17 protein-coding genes are annotated in these 24,209 nt (G+C 56.1%); 8 read left to right on the top strand and 9 right to left on the bottom strand.

Going from position 1 to position 24,209, the window contains the following annotated elements; all coding sequences use genetic code 11:
- Positions 1-534 precede the first annotated feature (534 nt).
- Positions 535-1,053 (top strand): glycine zipper 2TM domain-containing protein, encoded by a 519-nt coding sequence (locus CNX70_RS18580; protein WP_096238544.1) that lies wholly within the window; start codon positions 535-537, stop codon positions 1,051-1,053.
- A gap of 905 nt (positions 1,054-1,958) precedes the next feature.
- On the opposite strand, the gene CNX70_RS18585 is transcribed toward CNX70_RS18580, so the two are convergent.
- Positions 1,959-2,363: a hypothetical protein gene (locus CNX70_RS18585; RefSeq protein ID WP_096235995.1), complete on the bottom strand. Its 405-nt coding sequence runs from the start codon at positions 2,361-2,363 to the stop codon at positions 1,959-1,961.
- A gap of 387 nt (positions 2,364-2,750) precedes the next feature.
- Here CNX70_RS18585 and CNX70_RS18590 point away from each other — a divergent pair, with 387 nt between their 5' ends.
- Genes CNX70_RS18590 through CNX70_RS18600 form a run of 3 tightly spaced genes read left to right on the top strand, consistent with a single transcriptional unit; the run spans position 2,751 to position 5,146 of the window.
- Positions 2,751-3,332: a PAAR domain-containing protein gene (locus CNX70_RS18590; protein ID WP_244198858.1), complete on the top strand. Its 582-nt coding sequence runs from the start codon at positions 2,751-2,753 to the stop codon at positions 3,330-3,332.
- Between the two features lie 59 nt (positions 3,333-3,391).
- Positions 3,392-4,060: a VRR-NUC domain-containing protein gene (locus CNX70_RS18595; protein WP_244198859.1), complete on the top strand. Its 669-nt coding sequence runs from the start codon at positions 3,392-3,394 to the stop codon at positions 4,058-4,060.
- A 9-nt stretch (positions 4,061-4,069) separates the two neighbouring features.
- Positions 4,070-5,146, top strand: coding sequence for a type VI immunity family protein (locus CNX70_RS18600; protein WP_096235999.1), 1,077 nt, complete (start codon positions 4,070-4,072; stop codon positions 5,144-5,146).
- A 171-nt stretch (positions 5,147-5,317) separates the two neighbouring features.
- On the opposite strand, the gene CNX70_RS18605 is transcribed toward CNX70_RS18600, so the two are convergent.
- Positions 5,318-5,980 (bottom strand): SOS response-associated peptidase, encoded by a 663-nt coding sequence (locus CNX70_RS18605; protein WP_096236001.1) that lies wholly within the window; start codon positions 5,978-5,980, stop codon positions 5,318-5,320.
- A 1,893-nt stretch (positions 5,981-7,873) separates the two neighbouring features.
- Here CNX70_RS18605 and CNX70_RS18620 point away from each other — a divergent pair.
- Complete coding sequence (locus CNX70_RS18620; RefSeq protein ID WP_244198860.1) at positions 7,874-9,643, top strand: ATP-dependent nuclease; 1,770 nt, start codon at positions 7,874-7,876, stop codon at positions 9,641-9,643.
- Positions 9,630-11,054 (top strand): UvrD-helicase domain-containing protein, encoded by a 1,425-nt coding sequence (locus CNX70_RS18625; RefSeq protein ID WP_096236005.1) that lies wholly within the window; start codon positions 9,630-9,632, stop codon positions 11,052-11,054. Before CNX70_RS18620 ends, CNX70_RS18625 begins: the two co-directional genes overlap by 14 nt.
- A gap of 92 nt (positions 11,055-11,146) precedes the next feature.
- On the opposite strand, the gene CNX70_RS18630 is transcribed toward CNX70_RS18625, so the two are convergent.
- The 3 genes from CNX70_RS18630 to CNX70_RS18640 all read right to left on the bottom strand — a co-directional run bounded on the left by CNX70_RS18630 (position 11,147) and on the right by CNX70_RS18640 (position 16,204).
- Entirely contained in the window at positions 11,147-12,943 is a 1,797-nt protein-coding gene (locus CNX70_RS18630; protein WP_096236007.1) for a hypothetical protein, read from the bottom strand.
- Between the two features lie 2 nt (positions 12,944-12,945).
- Positions 12,946-15,522, bottom strand: coding sequence for a phospholipase D-like domain-containing protein (locus tag CNX70_RS18635; protein ID WP_096236009.1), 2,577 nt, complete (start codon positions 15,520-15,522; stop codon positions 12,946-12,948).
- Between the two features lie 277 nt (positions 15,523-15,799).
- Entirely contained in the window at positions 15,800-16,204 is a 405-nt protein-coding gene (locus CNX70_RS18640) for a hypothetical protein (RefSeq protein WP_096236011.1), read from the bottom strand.
- Positions 16,205-16,445: 241 nt separating this feature from the next.
- Here CNX70_RS18640 and CNX70_RS29295 point away from each other — a divergent pair, with 241 nt between their 5' ends.
- The gene (locus CNX70_RS29295; protein WP_096236013.1) at positions 16,446-16,676 is read left to right on the top strand and encodes a type VI immunity family protein; all 231 of its coding nucleotides are present in this window, start codon (positions 16,446-16,448) and stop codon (positions 16,674-16,676) included.
- Positions 16,677-17,372: 696 nt separating this feature from the next.
- Positions 17,373-17,882, top strand: a complete 510-nt coding sequence (locus CNX70_RS28330; protein WP_157751141.1) for a hypothetical protein — start codon at positions 17,373-17,375, stop codon at positions 17,880-17,882.
- A 63-nt stretch (positions 17,883-17,945) separates the two neighbouring features.
- Here the strand turns inward: CNX70_RS28330 and CNX70_RS18655 are convergent, their stop codons facing one another.
- The 4 genes from CNX70_RS18655 to CNX70_RS18675 all read right to left on the bottom strand — a co-directional run bounded on the left by CNX70_RS18655 (position 17,946) and on the right by CNX70_RS18675 (position 24,143).
- Positions 17,946-21,110, bottom strand: coding sequence for an error-prone DNA polymerase (locus tag CNX70_RS18655; protein ID WP_096236017.1), 3,165 nt, complete (start codon positions 21,108-21,110; stop codon positions 17,946-17,948).
- Between the two features lie 3 nt (positions 21,111-21,113).
- On the bottom strand, positions 21,114-22,583 hold the full coding sequence (locus tag CNX70_RS18660) for a Y-family DNA polymerase (protein ID WP_096236019.1): 1,470 nt from the start codon (positions 22,581-22,583) through the stop codon (positions 21,114-21,116).
- The gene (imuA, locus tag CNX70_RS18665; RefSeq protein ID WP_096236021.1) at positions 22,516-23,259 is read right to left on the bottom strand and encodes a translesion DNA synthesis-associated protein ImuA; all 744 of its coding nucleotides are present in this window, start codon (positions 23,257-23,259) and stop codon (positions 22,516-22,518) included. The genes CNX70_RS18660 and imuA overlap by 68 nt, the downstream gene beginning before the upstream one ends.
- 530 nt (positions 23,260-23,789) lie before the next feature.
- Entirely contained in the window at positions 23,790-24,143 is a 354-nt protein-coding gene (locus tag CNX70_RS18675) for a helix-turn-helix domain-containing protein (RefSeq protein ID WP_157751143.1), read from the bottom strand.
- Between the last annotated feature and the right edge of the window lie 66 nt (positions 24,144-24,209).

A 24,209-nucleotide genomic window follows, 5' to 3' on the forward strand; every position in this document is an offset into this window, starting at 1 on the left:
GCGAGAAGGACTTCATTGGGGCATTATCAGTCCCTCGCGATAAGCACAATCCGGCTACCATGACTCAAGCCGTCACAGCGCGAAGGTTGGCTCGTACCAGTCCGTCATACTCGCCTCTGATTACTAAAAACACCGGGCGTTGGCCCCGGCGTAAGGCGTTCGACTGCGGTGCTGCGGCATTGCACATTTTGGGTGTGGTAGCTTCGCTGCGACGACCTAGCTTTCCTTAAATTCCTGGCGTCTTCAGTAGTTACAACTGCTTACCAGTGATACAGCTCTACGGCTACCGAGTTGACGTGGTGCGTATTACTCTGTCTGTACACTACATCACATGTACATTCACTGGGGTCCCGGCAAGAAATGAATCAAATTGTTGCGGCCACCGATAGACGGATATGTTGGCAGTGCCGCCAAATGCAATCCCTAAATTTAATCCAAACCAATGCTGCCCCCCCCCAACCGACGAATTTTCCAGGATATCGATGCGATGGTGATTAGGTTGCCGAACCGTTTCAAATTTATATGATTGCCCCTATGCTAAAAACTAAACTCGGCTGGATAGCTGTCCTCGGCCTGTCCTTGACGGGCTGCGCCACCCAATATCGGAGCGCGGAACAGCCCTGGCCCCGATATGGTACCGTTGGACAGCCGGAATACCAGACCTTCGAACAACCACGAACCGAATATCGAACCGTCGAGTCCCCTCGGCAGGATTGCTGGAATGAACAAGTTCCGGTCCAATCGGTGGACTCGGGCTACGGCGGTGCCATTCTCGGCGGTATTGCCGGGGGAATTCTGGGAAATCAGATTGGCCGCGGTAATGGCAAGACAGCCGCCACCGCGGTAGGTGCTATCGCCGGCGCAATGGCCGGTGACCGCATATCTTCGGATTCGGCCGGCTACAGGACGGTTCAGCGGTGTCGCACGGTGATTGACCGTAAACAAATCCCTGTGGTAATCGAACAGGGGCGGGACCTTCGCCAGGCTCCTGATGAGGAGTGTTATTACAACGACCGCGATGACCGCCGCCGGCGCAATGAAGGGAGCTATTGAGTATTCGAGTGTCCCGTGACGCGGGCAGGCAGGTGACTGGCGATTCCGCCCAGAAGGAAGGCGGAAGTTTCCGCTTTTTGTTGTCGGCGAAGTAGTAAAAGCCGTGGTTCTTCAGTTTCGCACTGTGCGGTTTCCTGACATTAAACAAACGGCTGTCAAATTCGCTATCCACATCCAAACCAGCCCGAAAAGCTTGCTGCGGGATTCACCAGGGTGCCGGTATTGCCAGAGCTTCTGGAATGCTCTCGCGACGGCACACCCATTCTTTTATTTGTAGAAGTTACATCCCTCGGGCCAAAGTGCCCCCTACCATTTGCACTTTGCAAACGTCGCACGTTGACCCGATGGTTTAGCGATATTTTCAGCCAAGCCACACGAGCATTCTGGGTCACGCAACTGCGCCAGAACCGTAAGCCAGACTTTAAGCGGATGTTGCCCGCTCCTACCTCACCTCTAGCTTCTGCCCAGTGTGCGCCCTTGGTATCCCGCTTGGCGCTCTTACTTCTGTCGGCCGCGGGGTGTTGAGCCCTCTCCTCCAACAAACTCGTATACGATTCACAGTTATATCCGGCGGCCTTCCCTCCAGGTGCAATATCCTACTCAAAACCAAACGGCTTCCGATAGCGCAAGCAGCGACCTAGCTCAAAGGTAGTGTGACCTGCGCAAACGCCATTTCAAGGAGTTTGCACCGTCGATGTCCCACTTTGAAGAAGCATCGATGGCGCGTACTCTAAAAAAAGTTCTCGAAAAGTGGCTGAGCGAGATGGAAATGCCGGAGACGATTGCACCCTAAGCCCAAGACATAAATGACGAAGCCACCTGAGGGTGGCTTTCGTTTAACTCACGGCGGCTTGGTACGGATGTGGTCGGATTATCATCGCCATGTGCTCCGGTCATGAAGCAAGTCAGGGGAACGCGGATGGCGGAACCTGCCATCCGACCAGTTCGGCGGTTCGGCGCATTACCCACTTGGCCTCTGGCTCGGATACCCAGCCCGTTGCAATCAGCCGCGGCAAATATTGGTCGAGAATCTCAGTCTCTGACATGTGCGAGCGCGCCCCGGCTTTAGACTCAAGGGACTTAACGGAAAGCTGTTGTGCTAGGTCTTCGCAGTTGTTCCAGCGCTCGAGTAGCTCCGGCGGCGTGCAGCCAGGGCTGTAGAACCGGCCTTGGTAGCGAGTCATCGAGAACTTGGCCTGGGCGCCTGAAACGGCGCCTAGGTTGGTTGGACGTGGGAAATCTGATGGCAGAGCGGCAAAGAGCGCCGCTTCCGATTCGTCTTGCGGCTTATCGCCGAGTTCAATATTCATAGTGCCTTTTGCCTCGATATTAGCCTCTCGCCATCATACTCCAGCGTCGAGTTGTCGGCCTAGAAGGCGGCGATGAATACTCTCCGCTATCCTCAATCGATTGACCCGACTCGGCACACCCACGACGGTGGCCACGGGATAACTCAATCTGGGGTCTAGGTACGACGCTATCAATTTATTTGTGCAACATAGCCATCTGAATCGGTCAAAAAGCATGTTTTAAAAAGATGCCCGACTAGGGGGGGGCGAGTCTGCGAACCTCGGCACAGAATGCGAGTTGCCGGCCGACGGCATTTCGCTGTGGGATTTCGACCATAGAGGTGACGTAAACGTCGAGATTAACAATTGTGCTAATATTGCCTAAAAAATATTGAAAGGAAAAAAATCTTGAGCAATCCCGTAATCGTGCTGGGCGATAAGACGAGCCACGGTGGCACCGTCGTCACCTGCTCACCGTTATCGGATACTCATGGCAAAGGCTGGGCTCGTGTCGGTGATATGGTCTCTTGCCCCCGGTGCAAGGGAGTGTTTCCCATCAGCCAAGGTGACACCAGCCTCATCGATGCGGGCAAGGCTGTGGCCTACCATGGCTGTAAGACCGCTTGTGGCGCCACGCTACTCTCGAGCCAGCTGTACACCCTTACGACACCATCGGGCGGCGCCGCGCCGGGCGCCCACGGCAGTCTCCCACCGATGGCCCTGATGCAGGGCTTTGGTATTATCCACACCGGGTTGGCCAGCAGGTATCAAGATGAGCCCGTGGCGGATGAAGCTGAACGCTTTCGCGGCCGCTTTCAGGTGGTCGACGCTACAACAGGTGACCCCGTGCGCAGCTTGGCTGTACGCGTACGGTCGACCGATGGCCAGTACATCACGGGCAGTACGGACGAGGAGGGCTTCACCCAGTGGGTGGAACGGGACGGCCTTGAGTCGCTTGCATTCGACTTGATTCAGGATGGTGACGCATGACGGGGCCGAATAACACCCCGCCCGCAGGGCAAGCGCCGTTGGCCGTGGGAGGCATGAGCATGGAAGGCGCCACGACCGTCGTGCCGATTAACAAGCCGCAGCTCGATTTCTCTGATAAGAAGGTCTTGTGCTCGGCCGTGTGCAAATGCAAAAGCATGCCGGCAATCGGTGCAGACGGCCGGTCGCTGAAACAAGAATGCGTCTCGGCTCGATTGAAAGCTCTCGATGTGGTTCTTGACCACCGAAGTCTATACAAGGCAGAGTTCACATACGATATGACGAAACGGCCGCCAGAGCCTTTTCTGGATAAGGTCGTGGATACGAAAAGCAGAACCCTATGGCCCGGCTGGACGAAAACACTTTGGCCGAAAGACTCAAGCCACCCTGTGCCTTATAAGCCCGGCCGGGGCTACACACGGAGGCCTGACGTCATTATCGTCAAGGACCCGATGAAGCCCCCAACGCAGGACAATATCAAACAAGTCGTGGAAATAAAATTCCCTGGAGACCCGTTCCGCCCCCGCCAGCGAGAGGACTATATCGTCATCGCCGGAGACGAAATGAAAATGGTGCCGTTGGCATCTGATGAGTGCGACTGCGACCGGGCCGAGCTCGAGCCCTCAAAAATCCCGGTCGAGCAGCTCGGGAAGGCAGCCGCTCTTCTTAGGTTAATCTATATGGTTGTTGTTACGAAACGGCCACCGCTTGGTGGCCTGCCCGCGTATTAAGGACTGAACATGACTGAATTACCATTGGACTTGCTGGAACTTCTGCGCGAGAACCCTGATGCAATGAATGTACCTGGGGGCTTGCTCACTAAGCAGGGGCCACAGGACTATGTCGGCAGCGTACCTGCAATCGCTGGCACGCTCTTCTTCAAGGATGCGCATCTCCCGGCGGTTCGCGATGCCATCAGCGCTTGCTTCGAAGAGTTCCAGGTCAAGGCTGAGCCTAAATTCACCTGGCTCTACCGGGAAGACCCGCCAGAAGGGCCGGATAAGATGGCCTACGCGGAGGCAAAACCGCTGAACAAAATGCTGGTACGTATGGACCCAGACGATGCGGTGAGTTTTCATTACACCAGTGGCGTGCTGGCGCAGGACGCGGGTCCATGGGAGTTTCAGGTCGTCGGCCTACCCGCTTGGCGGGCGGAAATGGGAGGCTGGGGCTTATGCGGGCTGCGGTTTAGCATGCCCATTTTGTTCGTCGAAGAAAATCCCGGACTTTTCCAGACGCTCTTCGTGAGCTTCGCCCGACGCCTATGTGCCGTCCACGGGTACGGCGGCCACAGTCTAATACTGTCGGCCGCTCGCTATGACGAGAACCAGGCATTCGAGGCATTCCTGACGTCCAAGCTCCGAGGGTTTGATGCCGGCAACCTTGTCAGCGGCGCAGTCAATGCGCACCTGGGCATTAAAACAGTGGGCTGGCTCACAGCGATAGACAATGATTATGTCGAAAAAGTCGGAGGTATATCGGCCATTCGTTCGGCATTACCGATGGACTGGTTTGGCCTATTCGACTATGGAACTGGACTTGTAATCCAGGGCGGCGCCCAACCCGAAGCCGCACCTGCTGACTCGCCGATGCCCGCGCGGTTGGTGCTTCCCAATATGCTCCTCAAGCCCATCAGGACACCGAAAGTCCGGATGCATTACGCATCCGCTGGGAGCGAGCCGCGGTTGATTGGCCGAGCTGCGGAGGAATGGCTGAATCGTTTCGATGTCGCGGACAATGAGCTATTGGCGTACAAGGCTAAACTGCTAGACGAACCGAAATTTGCTGGGCTACCAGACCTTCCTACTCGCCTCTGATTGCTTAAAACGGCGGGCATTGGTCTCGGCCGACATGAAAAGCCTCCACGGCGGTGAGTACGTGGAGGAGAGGTCTGGTGGTGCGCGCGCCGGCCACGCCTCCAATGATTGCTGCACCGTGATATATCACTTGAACCTGCTCGTTTCTCCACTTTAGCGACAAAGTTCGGCTCAAAAAAGTTCGCGTTGCTTGAAAACAGGTGTCTTCGGTGCCGGCTCTCCACACATCAAGTCGGCCGGATACGGCTGAAGATATGTCCTTGCGCGTTCTGGGTCCTTGCAACCAAGCCATTCGTCGTATTCGCAGGTTGGGACAATGACTAACGAACGCTTCTCCTCTCCAGGGCGATGGAAACGATTCATAAGGGGATTGTTATCGGCGTTAATGGTCAGCTGGGTGAACGAAAATGTTTGCGTCCCATCCTCCTCGACCCATTCCCGGTATAGGCCGGCGACGGCAAATGGTTCGCCGGTGGCCATTCCAATAGCCCATCGCACATGCGTTGGTTGTTCCCAGTTTGGCTCGAAGAAGCGGAGCATTGGAACGAGGCAAAGTTGAGACTTGGCCCAAGCGGACTTGTACGTCCTCAGTTGGCCAACTGTCTCTGCGCGGGCGTTCATCGTCGTGAGGCGCTGGCCAGGTGGCATGTGCCGCTTGGGGATGAATCCGTATGTGCCAGTCAGACCGTTGCGATTGCCGGCTTCGTCATGAACGATGATTGGGCCAACGTAGTCCTGGTAGAGCTCATCACGCCAATCTTCGCTTTCCTCCATTGACGTGCGGAAGAAGTCGAAGGCCAGTTGTCGTGAGACAGTTACGTAGTTGACGCACATGGCGTTCTCCGGGTTGAATGCAGATATTCGATTTTATCCAAGTATCTCGTCAGGAACTATCCATCTATGATGGCGCTCGTCTATTCCGAACTGGACCAGGCGACTACCAAGAAGCATTTCGACAACCTATTGTTGTGCGGTACCGCGGAGCCGTTCCGACCATCGGTTCCCTGCCAGCAGCAGCTATTCATGTTGACGTGACAATGTGTGACTTTTCCCGCATGGCAATTGGTTATCCTCATGGGCCGGGAGCGGCCATTAGCTGCCGTTGGCGTGAGAATCTGAATCCGCTTCAAGAAATTGATTATATGGAGTACTCAATGCGAGCCAAATTTTACTTCCTTTTGTGCCTCATGTTGTGCTTCTCACTGGCTTTCGCCGGACCAAGAGGTAGTGGCGCACCAGTCGCCGTCAGAGGGTATGTCAAAAAAGACGGAACCTATGTCCAGCCTCATATGCGGTCTGCTCCTGACGGTAACTTTTCCAACAACTGGAGCACGGTAGGCAACGTGAATCCGTACACAGGTGCCGCAGGTACGAAGACCACGCCGTCGAGCTCTTCTCCCGAATCCAATAGCGCTTCTGTGAGTCCGGGACCGGAAGCGCAATCAGGCATCAGTTTAGTGCCTGGCACATATTCCCCGAATGTAGAACCAATATCTGGTAGTGCCTCGGCGGCCCCACCGGCAGGACATTCAAATAGTTCTAAACTGCCGCCCCATGCTAAGCTCAATTACTTAGGTAATGATTGGGAATGCATGCGCGGATATTATCGGACTGCGCAGCAATGTGTCGCCGTTGCATTGCCCTCAAACACAAAACTGAACTACCTAGGCAACGGATGGGAATGTGTCCCTGGGTATCGCCAATCCGGTCAGGAATGTGTCGCGGTTAAGCTGCCTGCGAACGCGAAGCTGAACTACTTAGGCAATGGGTGGGAATGCCAGCGCGGTTATCGGCAGTCTGGGCAAGAATGTGTCATTGTTGGGTTGCCTATGAACGCGAAGCTGAACTACTTGGGCAATGGATGGGAATGCCAGCATGGCTACCGGCAGAGTGTTGGAGAGTGTATCGCCGTTGCATTGCCCCCAAACACGAAGCTGAACTATCTAGGCAACGGATGGGAATGTGTCCACGGATATCGCCAATCCGGTCAGGAATGTATCGTTGTCGAGTTGCCTGTGAACGCGAAGTTGAACTACTTGGGCAATGGGTGGGAATGTCAGAGGGGCTTCCGGCAGAGTGGTGGAGAGTGTGTCGCCGTTCGCTAACGGTTGCAACATCTTTTTTAGTTCGTTGCGAGCCCCAGTAGCAGACCTTTACCTCCTAACAACCTAGGCCTCATATGTTCCCGCGCATCCTGTACGTAAACGAAGAACGCTCCTTGGAGATGAATTGGTTCGGTTTGGGCGCGCTCCAAATGCGAAACCGGCAGGGAGGTCTCCGGCGGGCCCACCCTATTCAGAGGGCGCTATTTCTACGAGTGATTCAGGTCTTCGAGAGCGCGGGCCAGCCTGTGCACCCATCAAATCCGAGATGCTCTGTTTTAATGAAAGATTTTGCCGAGCTTTTGGAGCAACCTATATCCAGTCTGACATGGCAAACAATGCTTGCGGCCGACCACACTGAAGTTGGCAGGTCCTATGCGCAGGAATAGTTGTGCCAGGACTGATGGGCTGGTTAGGCGCGGCTAAGAGGTTTAGTGCCCCCTTCGGAACGGAACCGGCCAATTACGGCAATCGGCCAAATGCAGAAGTTCGCTAAGTCAACTTTAACGTCGGATGTGGGCTGCTTGTGATGCGTGGACAACTGGACTCCCGGCGCCGGTTTTCCTAAGGGAGTTGCGTTCGGAGAATCTGACGAGTACTTGTGCCCCCTTGAGCAGCTTTTGTCATGTGGAATTACCTGTTCGACTACCAGAGAGAGCTTATGACGCGTATCCGCCGTATCGAAATTCAAAATTTCCGTTCGATACAGACGTTCGACTGGGCACCATCCAACGGCGTGAACTGCCTTATAGGCCCAGGTGACAGCGGCAAGTCGACCATCCTTGATGCTATCGACCTTTGCCTAGGAGCGCGGAGGAACGTACCTTTCGGCGACACGGACTTTTTCGCCCTGGACGTAACCAGAACCATCGTGATTGCGGTCACGATTGGTGCACTACCCGATGCGCTGAAGAATATCGACACCTACGGAGAGTTCCTTCGTGGATTTGACTTTGCTACTGGGCTTCCTGAAGACGAGCCGCGCGCAGGACTGGAAACAGTTCTGACGCTGAAGCTCGAGGTCAACGCCGACCTCGAACCGAGTTGGACGCTTCATTCCGACCGAGCCGCTCGGCAACAACTGGAGCGGTTTCTGGCCTGGAAGGACCGTAGCCTCCTAGCACCAGCCCGAATCGGCACCTATGCAAACACGAACCTTTCTTGGGCTAGGGGCTCGGTGCTGAACCGGCTCACGGAAGAGCGCGCTAATCTTGGCTCGGAACTCGCCGACGCGGCACGCGCCGCCCGAGCCACCTTCGGCGCACAAGCTGGCCCTCAGCTCGCTCAGACCCTGCAAGTGGTCACCCAGACAGCTACCACTCTTGGCGTAGCTATCGGTGCGAGCGCTCAGGCGCTACTTGATGCTCACTCGGTGTCGATTGGCGACGGTGCTATCGCCCTCCACAGCGAGACCGGCATTCCTTTGCGGTCGCTGGGTACCGGTTCGGGGCGACTCCTTGTAGCGGGTTTGCAGAGGGCCGCAGCGGCGGCTGCCACCGTCGCCTTGGTAGACGAAGTTGAGTACGGACTCGAGCCTCACCGGCTCATGCGCCTACTCGACTCGCTCGGCGCGAAGGACACGGCCCAGCCGCTGCAGGTCTTTATGACAACCCATTCGCCAGTAACGCTCAGGGAACTCGCTGGCGACCAGCTTTTCGTCGTGCGCCAGCGTCCGGGTCTCCACACGGCCACATGCGCGGGTACCGACGACGGCATTCAGGGTACTTTGCGAAAATCGGCCGAGGCCTTTCTGTCCAAGTCTGTCATCATTTGCGAAGGCGCTAGCGAGGTCGGATTCGCTCGCGGGATGGACCAGTGGTGGGTTCAATGTGGTGCCACGTCATTCTTGGCCCTTGGAGGCGCATACGTGGACGCAGGCGGAGGAAGCCCTGACCAATGCTTCACCCGTGGAGAGGCGTTCCTCAAGTTGGGCTATCGTGTCCTTGTCTTCGTTGACGCGGACAAGCCTGTTTCGACAGTCGGATTAATTGAGAGATTCGTCGCAGCTGGCGGTCTGTTCGTCACTTGGCGTGCCGGCTTGGCGCTCGAGGACGAGTTGTTCCTCTATTCAAGCAATGACGCGGTGCATGCGCTGCTGAATAAGGCAGACGAGATGGTCGGCCGCGAGCTAATGGCTGAGCACGTAAAATCGAAGTCGAACGGACAAGTCACCTTGGCTGCAATAGAGGCCGAAAGAATGAATGGCGGTTACACACCGGCTAGTCGAGCATTGCTTGGACTTGCCGCCCGCAACAACAAGAACGGCTGGTTCAAGTCGGTAACGGGTTTTCAAGAAATCGCTAAAGATATCGTCGGCCCCCACATTGTGAACGCAGACCCGGGCTTCGTCGAAATTACGGACAAACTATGGGGGTGGACGAGTGCCGCAGCCTGAAATCGACATCTTTCAAGCGCGTCTGGGCTCAGTTACCGCCCCAGCCGGATGCGGCAAGACCCAACTCATCGCGGACGCATTGACTCAACACACCGACAGCAAACCAGTCTTGGTGCTAACGCACACCAACGCTGGAGTCACCGCGCTACGTGCCAGGCTCCAGCGTGGTGGTGTCGCGAGCTCGGCGTACAGAGTGTCGACCATCGACGGTTTCGCTATGCGGTTAGCGGCAAAGTTTCCACTACGTGCTGGGCTCAACGCACGCGTTCTCGAACTAGCCAACCCGAACGCTGACTACCCAGCCATTCGAGTAGCCGTGCAAGGGTTCTTACAGGCAGGTCACATCAGTGACCTCATCGCCTCGACTTATTCACGCTTGCTGGTGGATGAGTACCAAGATTGCAATGCCGCACAGCATGCCATCATCTGTTCCATCGCACAGACGCTGCCCACTTGCGTTCTCGGAGACCCAATGCAGGCGATATTTGGCTTCCGCGACCCACTTGTTCACTGGGCACGTGAGGCTCAGGCTGCGTTCCCGCCCATCGGCGCGCTGCAGACCCCTTGGCGATGGCGGCTCGCAGGCATGGATGAACTAGGCGCTTGGCTACTTCAAGCCCGAGTTTCATTGCAGGCGGGGCAGCCTGTAGACCTGCGTGAAGCGCCAGAGGGCGTCCAGTGGGTTCAACTGACCCAAGGTATGGAAGTGCAGCAGCGACTGGTGGCCGCCCGGACGGAGGCGCCAAACCGAGATGGACGGGTTCTTGTAATTGGCGACTCCATGAATGTCAATGGTCGCCATCAACTCACCATGCAGACGCCGGGCGCTACCTCCGTCGAGGCGGTCGACCTGAAAGACCTATTGAACTTCGCGCGCCAGTTCGACTTAGCGAGTCCCAATGCGCTGCGGCTGCTGGCCGAGTTCGCCACTTCGTTGATGACCGAGGTGGGGACTGCAAACTTGCTCGCGCGGGTAGAAACAATACGAGGAGGCCGAGCTCGCACGCCCGCTACGCCTGCGGAAGCCGCAGCAGTGACTTTCGTGACGACTCCCAACCACACGACCTCGATTGACCTCCTCCAGTCGCTTGCAGACCAACGCGGTGCGCGTGTCTACCGCCCGGAAGTACTGCACTGCTGTATCTCAGCGCTGAGAGCAGCTGGGGGAGAGGGCGGGTTTACTGGCGCGGCGATGCAGATGCGCGAGCGCAACCGCCATCTGGGTCGGCCGCTGGGCCGGCGCGCCGTTGGAAGCACACTTTTACTGAAAGGGCTGGAGGCTGATGTTGCGGTCATTCTTGAGCCCGAGCGAATGACCGCGCAACACCTCTACGTGGCCCTCACGCGAGGCGCGAGGCGAGTCGTGGTTTGCTCGTTGACACCTCTACTAACGCCCGCCGCTGGCCGCTAGCGAAGCTAATTCAACGACTCTTGCATCTGGTGACGGTCGGGCCTTCAACGACCGCTCCGCGACCAAAATTGGCTATATGCTGCTGATGAATGCTACTCGGTCTCGTCGAGTCCTTCGTTTTCATTTTGCGCTTCGAGCTCATCTTTTTCTAATTCACCTAGATTGCCAGATGAATTGAGCTCTTCGATTTCCTCCGGAGACAAGGGCGGTTCATACTGAGCAACGCGCTCAAGGCCTTCTTCAGTGATAGCAAACAGACCTTCGTCATCGAGCTTAACCAGGCCGCATTGGTCAAGGAGATACAGGGCGTGTTCGAGTAGGTCCTGGAGCTCGGCGGGTTCGTAGAGATTGCTCGCGTGAAGGGCTCGTTCCAATCCATTGTCGCCATTCATGAATCGGAAGCGGTTGTGGAAGTCTTGAGTACGGCGGCGAATGACCTTGAAGTGCTGGGAGATGATGTTGTGTTGAACAACATGCGCCATTAGCTGAGCAGGAGACTTGTTCTCGAAGTTGCGTAACATTTTGCAAAACGGGGCCAAGGGCAGGTCTTCGGTGCCTTTATGTTGCAACATAAAGTGCGGGTTTTTCTCAAGGCTTTCTACTTCCAGCATGCAAAACAGTAGTGTGTAGTAGGCAATACTCAAGGCTTCCGTTTCCTCATCCGACCCGGTGGTGAAGGACTCCAAGTTGCGCAGCTTCTCCTGGAAATTCCAGAGGCGCAACTGCGGTACGGTAGGAGCTGCCGCGCCCATAGAAGGGAAATCCCCGCGCAGCTCTTCGAACATAGTGATGGTGCGGGATACGAAGGAGCGGTGTTCCTCAGGTAGAGCCTGCTCGAGCTTCAGTCCGAGGCTTTGCGCACAGTCCGGAATCTGGCGGGGCCTTTGATAGATTTCCGCGTCTTTAATCCAGCTTTCGACACAGCGAACCAGCACATCCATCGCTTTCCGAAATACTTGCCGCAACTGTAGACTAGACCAGATGCCATGGATGCCTTCGATGTTCGTCAGGTCCAACGGCTTGCCATCGCGCGCGATGCCTGAAGCCATCGTGTGCCGAATAACATCCATGTTGACCGGGCGACCCTTGCTGTGACTGTTTTCCACTGTCTCAGCTGCCGCTGCGCGTAACGCCAGGGTGAGGCCCGCATGGCGGTTTCGCCAGTTGGGAGCCCGAAACCTGTAGTCCGCCGCCGGGTAGTAGTGTGTGAGAAAGGCCTGCTTCTCGCCCGGGGAAGGTTCCAGCAGGTTCAGCATCTTCGACATCTTCTTGACGTCCTCGTACGATGCAAAGTTCTTACTCAAGTCCCCCAGCCAAGCGCGAAGCGGGTGCTTGCCGATTGCATTCTCGTACGCTGCGGCCATTTCTTCGCCGGAAGGATTGAGGTGATACGTGCCGTGTACTTGGCGGGACATCTTTACGAACGCAAAACCGTTTATTAGGCTGGGGCGATATTGGGCGGCTTTGAGGAAGTGGCCGCCTTCTGCGATTTTTGCGTCGGGGTTCATCTCCAGCGCGATACGAGCGTTGTTGTCCAGCAGCGTATGAAAACGTAGCTCCACGGGAACCGCGTCCTTGGTGAAGACACGGCCGTTGCCTGCCAGACCTTTGAGTCCTTGGCCCCAATAGTGCCACGAGATAAGGAGCTGGATTTTCTCAAGGCCGATGTTTGTGAGCTCTAGCAGTGACTTACTCCTATCACGGGAAGCAGTCTCCTGAATGATGCCAATCATCCAGCAAAGCGCACTGTACACGCGGATGAATTCGATAACGTTATTTACCGCCGGCAAGGTGGTGCGATACAGCATCTCATTAACTGGGGAGGTGCCGAGCGGGTCACCGCCGCCAGTCACGGGCGGTATTTGGCCAAAGCGAGGATGGTCGAGCATAGTTAAGTAGTCCTGAAGTGGTCGCCCAAGCCGAGCTCTTTGAGTTCAGTCGTGGGAAGACCGTAGAACAGTGGTGTTTGACACCTGACGTCGCTGCACTTGAAGTAACGGTTCACCCGCAATGAGCGCATGTCTTCTTTGCTGATGGTGCTGCTACATACCGGGCAGTGAGGGTTTGACTCGTCTGCGCTTTGGACAACGGCAAACTTCTTGTTTCCGAGCCGCGTGCTCTTGGCCCGGCTCCGGAGCTCCACAAACGCTGGGGCGTAAGTGTCAGGCACTCGGGTCGAGGTTGCACCATAAATAAAGAGGTCTCGCAGCAGCGTGGTGAGTTGATGTGTGACCGTCATTGCCTCGGAAATCTGAGTGGCCATTCCGATGATAGCATCGTGGTCCGCCGAGGGCACGCGACGGAATCCGGCGGAGGTCAGCCCCAACCGTGCTGAGGCCCTTATCTCTTCCGCTGGTACGAACCTCTGGGCCAGCGCCTGGATGGCTTCGTTAAGCGTCTCAGGTGCCGTATTGGGATTGTAATGCAACGTGGCGCATGCCAATGCGCAGAATGTTGACAGTAAGCCATCGCGATTGCGCGGGCTATAGCTGAACTTCGAGTATTTCGTAAGCCAGAATTCCGTTGCCCGGCGAACGATGTAGCGTGCGTCTCCTTTATCGACACCTGGGTATGGCAGAGGTGTGGCAAGCGTGCGCTTTAGGGCTTGGCCAGCCGATAGCATTACAACCATTGCAGCCATTGCTGATGCGTTGTCGCGCTCCAGAGCCCAAGGAACGCTCTCAAGCAGCTTGTTGTACAGCTCCTCGCCTTTGAGGTTCGCCTGCTCCTGTTTGTTGGCCGACGAATCATTCGGGCGGTATTCGGACCTAGCAGTGTCCAGCAGATTGATATCACTTCCGAGGGACGGCTTTGTCTTTGGCTCTGAATCAGTTTTCTTCGCGGGAGCTTTATCGGCAGAATGAGGCGACAAGTCGCGATTGAGCCAAGCATATGCCGCAGCCATGCTTATTCGTGTCACGTTGACTGTGGATGCACCATAGTTGTCGGTGAGCGCCTCGCGGAACCATTCATCGTAATCGTCAAGCGTCGTTACCGTCGTGGAAACGTCTTCGACCGTTTGCTCACCGCTGCTGGACTTCGTCCTTGAGGAACCTGAGTTGACACTGCGTGCAAGCAAACTTTCCATCCACGCGAAGAGGGTTTTGAGTTCGACTTCTGAGAAATCGCCCGAGAGGAGCTTGTTTGCCGACCTCAACAGACTTCTGTCTAAAAGAGAGCCTCCCAGGGCGTACTCTATGTTGAGCCAACCGCGCGCACAAAGCTCTGCATCTTCCAGTTGGAGGACCAATGCGTCTTCCGTGTTCGGCACGGTCGTCATCCGAACCTTGAATGCCCCGTCAGCTGTCACCGCAATATGCTCATGCGTGGTGAGGCACGTGTCACCGTCCCAGATAGACAAGTCCATAGTCCGGGCCGCCTTGGCAGGCGTGAGCGTACCCTCGACCCAATTGGTGCTGGTCCACGAGGCTTGAAGTGCGTACAGGTTCTCTGTGTTCGTTTCGTCCCTGAATACGCAAGGTTCAAAACTTGCCGGGGTAACTTCTTTCCAATCGAGCAGCGACACCGGCACTTTACGAACTAGGGAAATCTCAACGTTCTTACAGGTCTCCAAGCTCTGCACCGTGGCGTTGACGGAACCGGTCATCAGCAAGGAGGCTTCTGCGGACCGCACTTCAAAATGCTTGGCGTGGGCGAACCGGTCGCCATTAGCAGTCAGCGGGATGACATACTTGACGTCATCAGGAAGTTCAAGACTGTCTTCCTCAAAGGGGGCAACCGAGCGGCCGCCACTCAGTGCGATAGAGATGTCGGTAACCCCGATTTCGCGTGCCAGGTGCGCGACAGGACTGCCTGACGGTGCATGGTAAGGAGCCAGCACCCTAAGAAACTCCGGATGTTCTAGCGTTCCCATCACGAGGTCGGCAAACTGACTCGAGGCTGGATGACTCAAGGAGTGGATGAGCCACGTTGTGCGGGACTCGTGGTCCGCAGGCAGGTCGGTCTTACCTTTGAGTCGCGCGCGAGCTTCGAAGTGTCTTAGAGCCTTCAGGTTCTCCGTGGAGAACTGGCAGCGCGCTTGAAGCTCGGCCATAAAATCAGCGAACTCACCGAACACATGGGGATGCCGGTCATGAGCTACGCCATCGAAGATTTCCAGGTTTTTCCCTTGACCTGCGTGAGTGAGATTGCCACTACCTATGAGAAGGGTATCGAAGGCTTCGATTTCGGAATGTTCGAAGTAAGCAATCTTCGGGTGAAAAATTCCTCTCCCGGTCATTGGCACAGGAATAACCCTGTATGCGCTGCCCGCATATTGGCTTGCAGTTTCCTGTGTAGAGTCGTTAGCCCTGCGACAGTCAATGAGCAAGTCAATCTGCTCGCAGCCATTGCGCATTAACGCGGGCAGGGCGAAGGTCTCGAACCACGAGACACTGAATGTGTAACTGGTGAGGAGGGCACGGCGGGGGCGATGCTGCTGAATGAGGGAAACGAGCGATGTTTGCATTGACTCAATTGCTGTTGATATTGCCAAATTGCAACAATAGCAACTTGGTGCGCAAATGTCACGACAATTGACTACGATTCGCGAACGTCCTTGCCTCCAGCTCAGTTTAACAGACCACATTTATCCACTTGCCGTGGGCCCTACTCAGGCCACTTCAAACTGTCCAGTTTGGAGCGCAATCAGTGACCAGTTTGACGTGAAACATCTGTCCAGTTTGGCGCCGAAAACGCAACAGGTTGCCACGAGCTATACGAAAGCCGCCTGAGTGCGGCTTTCGTTAACTCGCGGCGGATGGAGGAACGTGCCATCCGACCAGTTCAGCGGTTCGACGTATTACCCACCTCGCCTCTGGCTCGGATACCCAGCCCGTTGCAATCAGCCGCGGCAAATATTGGTCGAGAATCTCAGTCTCTGACATGTGCGAGCGTTTCCCGGCCTTGGACTCAAGGGACGTTACGGCGAGTTGTTGCGCAAGGTCTTCGCAGTTGTTCCAGCGCTCGAGTAGCTCCGGCGGCGAGCAGCCAGGGCTGTAGAAACGGCCTTGGTACCGATTCATGGAAAATTTAGGCTGGGCGCCTGAAATGGCCCCTAAGTTGCTTGGACGTGGGAAATCTAATGGCAGCGCGGCAAAGAGCGCCGCTTCCGATTCGTCTTGCGCCTCATCGCCGAGTTCAATATTCATAGTGCCTTTTGCATCGATATTAGCCTCTCGCCATCATACTCCAGCGTCGAGTTGTCGGCCTATAAGGCCGGCGATGAATATCCTCGAATGCTCATGCTGGATTGCGGATTCAATCGGTCAACGCAACACAATGTTCAAATCGTTGAGCCGGTGTTCGGTAGTGTAGAGTCTTCCTGGGGCGCTCGTTTAGTGGTTTAGTTCTTCTCGTGGTTGGCCAAGCTATGCTGGTGGCAAACCTCACTTGGGCATTAAAACCGTAGGCTGGCTCACAGCGATAGAAAATGATTATGTGGAAAAAGTTGGAGGTATATCGGCCATTCGTTCGGCATTACCAATGGACTGGTTTGGCCTATTCAACTATGGAACTGGACTTGTAATCCAGGGCGGCGCCCAACCCGACGCCGCGCCTGCTGACTCGCCGATGCCCGCGCGGTTGGCAGTCGCGGCGGGGCTCTTCCCACGACCTACCTAGTTGCCCGGCAAACCGCCAGCAATGCCTCCGATGATTGCCACGCCGTGAAATAGCACTTGAACCTGCCCATTACGCCACTTTTGGCGAGAACCTTCTCCGAGTTGAATGTAGATGTTTAATTTTATCCGGCATTTTGGAATACCGGCGTCCATTGTTTTTTCATTCTCAGTAAAGAGAATTTGACTTCTGTACATTGCATGTGGACCCGGATATTCTTTACGTACTATATCTGGGTAGTCTGGCAGGATTGCATATCGTTCCTCGATGGCCGTTTGGAATCTGCACTTCCCCCGGCCGAGCGACGCCAGTTACTCTAAGGTATGGAACGTGCCAACAGTTGCTATTGTTCAGAACGGCAGAATATCAAATATGAAAGGTTTTATGAGTGAATCAGCTCTCGACCCTCAACAGTTCGTGTTTTTAGACCATGAGTCACTAGGTCTTCCTACGGCCCATGCTCGCTCATTGCAGCTATTTAGGGATATCGTAGTCCTTCCATCGCTGCGGGCGTTAGACCGCGAGATTGAAGAGAGCGTGCGAAGCGGCGAGCCTGGCTCTGTGTTTTACGAGAGTCATCTAGCTGACCTGTTTCAGACGACCGTCGAGAGTTACGTTCTCGCGGTTCAATCAATGTGGGAGCGAGGGCTCCGTAGCTTACTCATCTCCCGAGAGAGGCGTCTAAATGGTGGAAGCGAAATGGATAAGCTGCAAAATGCTAGCTGGTCCACTGAATCCACTGCGCCCATCAGGTATACTAGGCCCACTAAGGCTGATAGCCTGCAGTGTCATTTTCAGCGGCTGCTCACTGTCCCCATGATAGCGTTCGATTCGTATAATGACCTTGATTTGTTACAGCATCTTGGAAACGCAATACGGCATGGTGATGGTCGTTCAGCAAAGCGTGTGCACGAGCTAGCACCCACATTGTGGTTCGGCTGGCTTGCGCCTGGTACCGTTATTCAGGCCGGCCTGTTTAACATTTCTGTGCCACATGACGCACCGAAACACCCATCATTTGATAACGTTACCGTCCAGAAAATTGTTTTGGAGCAAATGATTCAATCTGTTACCGATTTTTGGGACGATTTGGAATGCATGCGATGCAACTCTTTCCGTAGCAAGGATGAGGTAGTTGTCCAACATTTGCAATCTTATCTCGAAGAGCGACGTGGCCGGTACGACAAGAGATTGTGGACAGTGGAATAACTACGAGCGTCGACGGCTAGCCGCCGAATGCCATCTTTGGATGGGTTCTTCCGCCGCTCGAATTCAATGAAAATTCCGAGATTTGGTGTCCAGCTCCCCGAGCATGTGGCTCAGGTCCACAAGCCTCTTTGCAACCAGGTGCCGTACGTTGCGCTCACATTGCCACACACCGTAGACGCCAAGTAGCTTGGCACCCATCAGCTCCCTGCGCTGCTGCTCGACAAGGTTGGGCCAGCAAATGACGTTCACGGTGCCGGACTCATCTTCAATTGTCACGAATACCACGCCCTTGGCGGTCTCCGGCCGCTGGCGCACCGTGACGATGCCGCAGCCGCGGGCCAATCGACCATTGTCGAATTGGTTCAAGATTTCCGTAGGTAGGAACTTCATTGCAGCGAGTCGCGGGCGCAGGAGTGCAAGCGGGTGGCGTCCCAGTGTCAGTCCCAGGTGCCTGTAGTCGGCCACGATGTTTTCCGCTTCACTCGGCGCTTCCATCTCGACTGGCTCTTCAACGACCGTGGCGGACCGTAGCAGCCCTTTGTCAGGCACGCTTGCTACCGCTTCCCACAATGCTTGGCGGCGGTTGCCAGAGAGCGATTCAAGGGCGTTGGCGCTCGCCAGTGCGTTGAGGTGGCCGGCATTCAGATTCGCGCGTGCCGCCAGGTCGGACGTGTTTTCGAACGGCTCAATGGCGCGCGCCTCCTCAATGCGCCAGGCCGCCTCCTGTTCGAGGCCCTTGATGTTGTTGAGGCCCAGGCGTACAGCCGGCGGCGAACCGTCGGAAATGGGTTCGAGCTGGGCATCCCAGTTGCTAACAGACACATCGACTGGGCGCACCACGACGCCGTGGCGGCAGGCATCCTGTACGAGAGATGAACGCGAGTAGAACCCCATTGGCTGACTGTTCAGCAGCGCGGTCAGGAACGCTGCTGGCTCATGGCACTTCAGCCAACTTGACGCATACGCCAGGAGCGCAAAAGAAGCGGCATGAGACTCGGGGAAACCGTACTCGGCGAACCCTCTGATTTGGCCGATGATGGATGTCGAGAACTCCTCTGTGTAGCCCCTATCCGCCATGCCGTGCATGAGTTTGTCTTCAAACTGCTCGAGACCGCCTTTGCGCTTCCATGCCGCCATAGCTCTGCGCAAGGCGTCAGCTTCCCCAGGTGAAAATCCTGCTGCAACCATGGCGATTTGCATGACCTGTTCCTGGAAAATCGGAATGCCCAAGGTGCGTTCAAGGACCGATTCTATTTCAGGGCTCGGGTACGACACCGGGTCGATACCCTGCCGCCGACGAAGAAACGGATGAATCATCCCGCCCTGAATTGGCCCTGGACGAATGATGGCGACCTCAATGACCAGGTCGTAAAACGTGCGGGGCTGAAGCCGCGGCAGCATCGACATCTGCGCGCGCGACTCGATTTGGAATACACCTACAGTGTCGGCTTGGCAAATCATCTCGTATGTCGCGGGGTCCTCAGCAGGAACGTCGCCGAGTTCGAACCGCGCTCCACGCTGCTCAGACACTAAGTCAAGTGCGCGCCGAATGCACGACAGCATCCCGAGTGCGAGCACGTCGACCTTGAGGAGACCGACGGCATCGATGTCGTCCTTGTCCCACTGGATAATGCTACGTTCCGCCATCGCAGCGTTTTCGATAGGCACCAGCCTGGACAACTTGGTGTGGGAGATGACGAACCCGCCCGGATGTTGTGAAAGGTGGCGCGGGAAACGCATCAACCTGTCGGCCAGCTCCGCCCACTTCTCAGCGATGGGTGAGTTTGGGTCGAAGCCGCATGAGACCAGGCGCTCTTGAAGGTCTGATTTCCCACCCCAGCCGTGGGAGGCCTTCGCGACCTTATCGACGACCGAGAGGTCAACGCCCAGGGCCTTTCCGACATCGCGTAGCACGCTGCGCGGTCGATACGAAATGACCACGGCGGTAAGGGCGGCACGCATCCGACCGTATTTCTTGTAAATGTACTGAATGACCTCTTCACGCCGCTGGTGCTCGAAATCGATGTCGATGTCAGGCGGCTCGTTTCTCTCCTTTGAGATGAACCGTTCGAACAATAGCGTGCCGCGCGACGGGTCCACTTCCGTGACACCCAGGCAATAGCATACAGCCGAGTTTGCGGCCGAGCCACGGCCCTGGCAGAGGATATGCTGAGACCTGGCGAACCGCACGATGTCAAAGACAGTTAGAAAATACGATTCGTACTGGAGTTCGGCGATGATGGCCAGTTCGCGTTCCAGTAGCGCCTGGACGTTCTCTGGGATACCTGCCGGAAAGCGCCAGTGCGCGCCAATGTATGCCTCCTTGCGAAGGTACGACGTCGCCGTTTCGCCGTCAGGAACCAATTCTTGCGGATATTCATATCGCAGCTCATCGAGTGAGAATTCACAAAGCTGCGCGACCCGGACCGATTCGTCGAGCGCTTCCCGCGAGTAGAGGTTACCCAGGCGTACTCGGGAACGCAGATGTTGCTCAGCGTTTGGCGCCAGCCGGTACCCGCATTGCGCGACCGGAACGCCATGGCGGATGGCGGTCATCGTGTCCTGAAGCGGTTTGTATGAACGGACGTGCATGCAGACATCGCCGGTCGCGACGATGGGCATCCCGAACTCCTCAGATATACCGGACACCAGTTGCCGATGCTTTTCGTCTTGGGCGCGGTGGTGTAAGGTGAGCGCGATGCGAGCGCGACCGGGAACGCACTGGATTAACCACGCAGCTTGGCGTTCCACCTCATCGTAGCTGGCGTTGTATTTCGGCACGAGAATGAACTGACAATCTGGCAGGCTCCGTAGATGTACCAGGTCACCAACCGGCGAGGCCATATCGCGGGGCAGCACCAGGTAAGTCCCTTTTTCTGAACGAGTTCGTGCGACGGTAATCAATTCGCTGAGGTTCCCGTATCCATTTTTATTCGTCGCCAGGATGATGAGAACGAAGGGCGGACTGCCATCCTCTGGTGTCACAGTCATCTGGCTGCCGATGACAAGGTGGATTCCGAGCTCCTTGGCGGCGGTGTGTGCCTTGACGACACCGGCCAATGTGCATTCGTCTGTAATCGCAATGGCGGCGTACCCGAGCTTTGCGGCGCGCGCGACCAGCTGCTCGGGAGCCGATGCTCCCCGCAAGAACGTGTAGTGGCTGAAAACCTGAAGCTCGGCATAGTCTGGCAGTACTGGAGCCGGCGATGGGAGGTGGGATGTGCTCATAGCTCAGGCGTACAGGCCATGTAGATACCAGCGGGCTTCCTTCGTCCGTTCGAGATAGACCCAGTAGCAGGACGCGTCGGTGCCCTGCGCAATGAAATAGTCGCGTGCCGCCGTTTGGTCGTTCCACCATCCTGCCTCGAGACGCTCCGGACCTTGAATAATTTTCAACGGGCTCCCGTAGAACGGCCGCTCGCCACGCATCAACAGTGGAATCGGTTTTGGCAGGAGCCAGAACGGGCGTCCTTCCAGGACTTCATCGCCATCCAATTTGCGATACTTTTCCGTAAGTGGCACCCATTCGTTGCAGACCTCGGGCCGGTAATCCTGCATTGCCGCCGGCGTCAGCACGTTCTCGGCACCGAGGCGTGCAGTAAGCAGCTCAAGCAGCCGGTGGAAGTCCTGTGGCGCCCCACCTGGCTCTGGGAACAGGGACTCGTTAGGAGGAAGCATTGGTTCAATTTTTTTGGCGTCGAGTCGCAATGCGATAACCGGCGCGATGAGCTCAACCTTGCTAAGGCGCTCCTTGAGTAAGCGCACCAAGTGGGCCTCGTGCCAGGCTGGCTCTGCAAGCGCGATTTCGAGTTCAGTCGGAGGCATCGCCGCACGCCCGCGCTCATGCTCCAAAACAATGGTGAAAACACGGACCGCTTGTTGGAGTGACGTCAGCCAACCCACGAGTTGGAGGATAAGTCGCGTGGCGCCATGCAGCAGTGCATCAGCATGTTCGATACGGTCAAAGGTCTCAACCCGTTCGGAGAACGTCAACGGGACCTTAATCCACTCGAACATCTCCGGTGCCTGGCCATACGCTCGGTCGAGGTTCGCAAGCAGGTCCTTGCTAGTGCGTCGAAGAAGGCCGGTGCGTGGCAGACGTTGCAATGCACCGAGGTTCTTGGCTCCAATGCCGGCCAGCCATTCGTCGTATGCTGCGGCGGCGGGTAGTAATCCGCACGGCAGTCTGTCGAGCATGCGTTCCAGCGATTTCATAGTCAGCGCGCGCCGGCGGAACACGGTACCTTTGCGGCGAAAACTCCTGGCAAGCAGCCACGCTCCTTGCGCGGTAGGCGCGGCCCCAAGGCGCGCGGTGAAACCCAGCGCAGCAATACTGCGAGCTATGGCCCCGCAGATGGCATGCGGCCCTTTGAACAAACGCAGGCTGGCGCTCACATCCATCAGGATGGAGAAGTCATCTTGAAGCGTTACCTCTGGGGTGTACTGCAACAAAGCCATAGCGATGGCATCCCGCGCCAAGGCCTCCTTCTCAAGACTGCGCTCTAGTATCACCGTAGCAGGTGCGATGGCCGACACGCCCCCAATGCGCATCCCCAAGCGCACGCCGCTGTGCGCGGCACCGGGCGATATTGCCAAGACCTGCTCCTGATGCATTACTGCATACGGACCTGGCTCAGACCAGGATGGCCGCAGCGTTTCTAATGGCAGTAGTGGAAGGTACACGCTTAACAGTAATTTCATGGTCTACATCCAGATGCTGACGACCAGCGGGCATGTCCGCAAGCGGTATAAAAAAGGGGTTTTCACAATGAGGCCCCCGACGTTTGATAATGTCGACCGACACACCGCCAAGGGCCGGCCGAAGCGCGATTCGAAGCGGTGACGGCGACGAGTCGGCGCTGCTTGAAAGCGGTCGCATCAGCCAAAGCCAGGTGTCGGTGCTTTGGGCTGCCAGGTTCAACCGCCTTAAGGACTCTGCGCGGACGTTCGACTGCCAAAGCACGACGGCACCGCACGAGCCATTTTTCAAGATTTGCTCCGCTGACCAGAGAGCATCGGCCGAACTGCTCGGCCGAAGCCAAAGCAGGTTGCGGTCGACAAGACCCCAGGATTTGCACGTCATAGCGTGCGGTAGATATGGCGGCTGAATCAATGCGATGCGTTGCGTGATTGCCAACTTGGCGAGAGCAGGTTTGAGTAACTGCATTTCGCCGATGCCCGCCTGTTGAAGCAGTACCTCCACCAAAGCGGACCTAGGCCATCCACCGTTTGGCAGCTCCGCATCCAAAATCGCATGGCCGGTTGTGCAGGTCGTCGACCTCGACAGAGCGAGTTCGCTCGCACGCCATACGTCCTGTAGAGGCAGTTGTAAAAGCGCGCGAGCGGAATCGCTCTGGGTGAGGGGTGGGCACAGCATTGAATTTAGTCACGTGGTTAGGGTTGGAAGATTTTTTGCAAAAATACTGTATGTACATACAGTATAATTCATGAGGCGAAAAAAGACACCCTTGATTTAACTGCATAAAAAGAAACATTATCGATGTGAAATTGTTTTGTGATGATGAAACGCCATCTTCCAGCGCGGATTTGCTCACTAGAGTCGGCAACCTCGTCGGGTTTAGGGTACAAAATGTTAGTCAAAGCAAAACAGCTTCGGCGCCTACACTGCATTTCGAGTACGGCCGCTCCAAGCGGGAAATCGCCCGCATCATCAACGTCTCGCATTCCATGGTGTCCGACCAAGTGGCCCACGCCACGATGCCCGGGCTAACATCGCCGTTGCCGGTCGATTGCGACGACGCAGTCCTGGAGCGGCGGCTGTTTCTGCCCAGCCAGACGTTGTCGGTGCAGCGGCCGTCCGTGCACCCGAACTGCGTCGCAAGGGTGTGACGCTGGAACTGCTGTGAAAAGATTACAAGGCCGAGCAACCTGATGTCTAAGCACCTACTACAGGTTTTCGGTCTTGCGTTTCTCCAGGTTTTTCTCCAATCGAGCTAGCACGGCATTAATCCCTCGAGGCTGGGGATTTAACGGTTGCGGAGGGAATATGGAATCGAAACCGCGTGCACGGCCAAACCCTTGCGCAATCTTTACCAATAGTTCAATGGAGCCGGTTCCTGTGGACTCGTAGCGCTTAAACGTTCGCAACGGGATGCCACAGCTTTCGGCGAAGGCCGCCTGCGACAACTTTTGTCGACGACGTTCGAATCGTACTCTGTCGCGAAGCAGAATTATCAGATTTTCGGTATCAAGGGCTCCTGCGGAGCCGAAGTCAGGTATGGCCATATTGAAAAGTGCCATTTCTGGCCCCAAAATTGTGGATAACAGTAATGTTACCATTTTTTTAGTGTAAGCTGTTTTATATCA

It is taken from the genome of Janthinobacterium svalbardense (genome assembly GCF_002327145.1).
Classification (GTDB): domain Bacteria; phylum Pseudomonadota; class Gammaproteobacteria; order Burkholderiales; family Burkholderiaceae_D; genus Janthinobacterium; species Janthinobacterium tructae.

Coding starts and splice junctions, on each gene's coding strand:
- CNX70_RS18580 (WP_096238544.1), top strand. CDS start 535: ATGCTAAAAACTAAACTCGGCTGGATAGCTGTCCTCGGCCTGTCCTTG.
- CNX70_RS18585 (WP_096235995.1), bottom strand. CDS start 2,363: ATGAATATTGAACTCGGCGATAAGCCGCAAGACGAATCGGAAGCGGCG.
- CNX70_RS18595 (WP_244198859.1), top strand. CDS start 3,392: ATGGAAGGCGCCACGACCGTCGTGCCGATTAACAAGCCGCAGCTCGAT.
- CNX70_RS18600 (WP_096235999.1), top strand. CDS start 4,070: ATGACTGAATTACCATTGGACTTGCTGGAACTTCTGCGCGAGAACCCT.
- CNX70_RS18605 (WP_096236001.1), bottom strand. CDS start 5,980: ATGTGCGTCAACTACGTAACTGTCTCACGACAACTGGCCTTCGACTTC.
- CNX70_RS18620 (WP_244198860.1), top strand. CDS start 7,874: ATGTGGAATTACCTGTTCGACTACCAGAGAGAGCTTATGACGCGTATC.
- CNX70_RS18630 (WP_096236007.1), bottom strand. CDS start 12,943: ATGCTCGACCATCCTCGCTTTGGCCAAATACCGCCCGTGACTGGCGGC.
- CNX70_RS18635 (WP_096236009.1), bottom strand. CDS start 15,522: ATGCAAACATCGCTCGTTTCCCTCATTCAGCAGCATCGCCCCCGCCGT.
- CNX70_RS18640 (WP_096236011.1), bottom strand. CDS start 16,204: ATGAATATTGAACTCGGCGATGAGGCGCAAGACGAATCGGAAGCGGCG.
- CNX70_RS28330 (WP_157751141.1), top strand. CDS start 17,373: ATGGATAAGCTGCAAAATGCTAGCTGGTCCACTGAATCCACTGCGCCC.
- CNX70_RS18655 (WP_096236017.1), bottom strand. CDS start 21,110: ATGAGCACATCCCACCTCCCATCGCCGGCTCCAGTACTGCCAGACTAT.
- CNX70_RS18660 (WP_096236019.1), bottom strand. CDS start 22,583: ATGAAATTACTGTTAAGCGTGTACCTTCCACTACTGCCATTAGAAACG.
- imuA (WP_096236021.1), bottom strand. CDS start 23,259: ATGCTGTGCCCACCCCTCACCCAGAGCGATTCCGCTCGCGCGCTTTTA.
- CNX70_RS18675 (WP_157751143.1), bottom strand. CDS start 24,143: ATGGCACTTTTCAATATGGCCATACCTGACTTCGGCTCCGCAGGAGCC.